Genomic DNA, 2152 nt, shown 5'->3' with positions numbered 1-2152 from the left:
CCATCATTTGCGCCCGCCGACTGCCACGGAGGGACTATTGAAACCATTTCTAATACTGCAACGACAGATCGTGACCTCTGCGTTTGTAGTGGCTGGCGCGGGCACGAGCTTGGCATGTTCGGCGCCAGGACGACCAGTGCCAGGTGTGCTCGGGCAGGTGGCGGACGGGGTGGGCGATCCGGTTGAACAAGCGCCGGATCTCGTGGATCGTCAACGGAATCAACTGGGGTTCGGGCCCGCCGATGGATCCCCCTTTTTCTCGTCCTGGTGGATCAGGAGCAAGAACGCGGCGGCGGCCATGGACAAGGTGATGTGCCGGTACCAGGCGGTGTAATCCCGGACTTGGTAGTGGTCCAGGCCGGTCTCATTCTTGGCGGTCTGGAAGCATTCCTCGATCGCCCACCGGCTCCCGGCCACCCGCACCAGCTCCGGAACGGCAGTGCCGGCGGGGCCGAAGCAGAGGTAGTAGGCGATCTCGGTGCGGTCGCTGATCGAGCGCCGGGCCAGCAACCAGTGCCCGTAGCGTGGATCCCGCAGCGGACGGATGTCCACGACCGCCCAGTCGTAAAGCCGGCGCCCGTGGGCCCCGTCCCCGCAGCTGATCCGCTGCCAGGCCTGCGGGGCCACCTCGGTGATCACCGTGTGCGCCCGGCGCTGACGCAGATCCATCGAGATCACCGCCTGGGACTTCGGCACCGCCAGCACGTGGGCCACCCCGTGGCGCTCCAGCCACAGCCGCAGCGCCCCGACCTGGCCGTAGGCCTCATCGGCGGTGACCCACGCGAAGGGCACCCCTGCCAGCAGGGCGCGCTCGATCATCGCCTGGGCCAACTGCGGCTTGGTCGCGAAGTCCCGGTCCCCCGGGATCCTGGCCACCGCACACCGTGCCCGGTCCTCGGTCCAGGCCCTGGGCAGGTACAGCTCCCGGTCGATCAGCGCCCGGCCACCCCCAAAGGCATAGGCCAGGAACACCCCGATCTGGCAGTTCTCGATCCGCCCCGCGGTCCCGGAATACTGTCGGGCGACCCCGGCCGAGCGGGTGCCTTTCTTCAGGAACCCGGTCTCGTCCACGATCAACACCCCCGCCTCGGGGTCTCCGATCGCCTCGATCACCACCGCGCGCACATCATCACGCAACCCGTCGGTGTCCCAGGAGTAGGAGTTCAACAGCCGCTGCATGCCCTCCGGGCCGGTGTCGCCGGCGGCCTCGGCCAGACTCCAGCCGTTCTTGCGCTCGAGCTCTCCGAGCAGCCCGCGCACATACCCGGCCATCCGCCGCCGCGATTCCACCCGCGGGAACCGTGCGGCGAACCGCCCACAGAACGCAGTGAAAGCTCCCGCCCACTGCTGCATCATCTGAGCCTGCACACACCACCCCATACCAGATCACACGGCTGGTCACAATATGTCGTTGCAGTACTAAGACCGAGGCCGCCACCCACCTCCCGTGCCTGACCGGAGGCGGGCACCGTTTTCCCACGGACGCCTGAGCCGTGAAACCACGTCCGTGGTCTCACCGCTCAGGCGTTCCAGTGGGGACCCTGGCGGGCGAGGCCATGGAAAACCTCGTGGTGGAAATCGGCGGACAGACGGCGGATGCCCCACGCACCATTGCTTTACATATGGCTGGTTAGAGGTCGTCAAGCCACGAAGATCCTCTCCGGCACCAGTGGCCAGAGGTCAGGACGGTCATCGCGATTGACCCGCGGCCGCCTCGGGCGGCTGATCGCTTCGCTGGAGGCGCCAGGTGATCCGTTCGCCCGCCGTTCATGTGCTGCCCGCAGGATAGGAAGCATCCACGCAAGCCCACCGGATTGGGGGCGAGCCACCTCGGCCCGGGTCCGGGTGGTGCGCGTCCGGTGGCCTGGACAGAGGGAGCCCACCATGATTGATCACACCGATACTGTCGCCTCGACGGAGGCACTCGTTTCGGGGGCCGCGGATTCGCGCCGTTTGGGACCGACAGAAGCGTTTCCTGCCTCCTTGGACGGTTTGGCGGTGGTGGAGCTGCAGATCCTGCACAGTCGGCTGGGCCTGCAACTGGACCACGAGTACCTCACTGATCCCGCCGGTCCGCACCCGGTGAGCCTGGACCGTCACCGCGAGGTGCTCACCGCCCTAGGAGGCACCGGAATTGCCGCCCGCCCGTGGC

1 protein-coding gene and 1 pseudogene are annotated in these 2152 nt (G+C 67.4%); one reads left to right on the top strand and one right to left on the bottom strand.

The features are described 5' to 3' along the window. Positions 1-219: 219 nt before the first annotated feature. Positions 220-1368: an IS701 family transposase gene (locus ACYVM4_RS18325; RefSeq protein WP_460669471.1), complete on the bottom strand. Its 1149-nt coding sequence runs from the start codon at positions 1366-1368 to the stop codon at positions 220-222. Between the two features lie 516 nt (positions 1369-1884). Here ACYVM4_RS18325 and ACYVM4_RS18320 point away from each other — a divergent pair. Beyond that, positions 1885-2152: pseudogene (locus tag ACYVM4_RS18320) on the top strand (hypothetical protein); the annotation flags it as partial.

The organism is Kocuria himachalensis (assembly GCF_054784195.1).
This window is presented reverse-complemented; position numbering and strand designations above follow the sequence as displayed.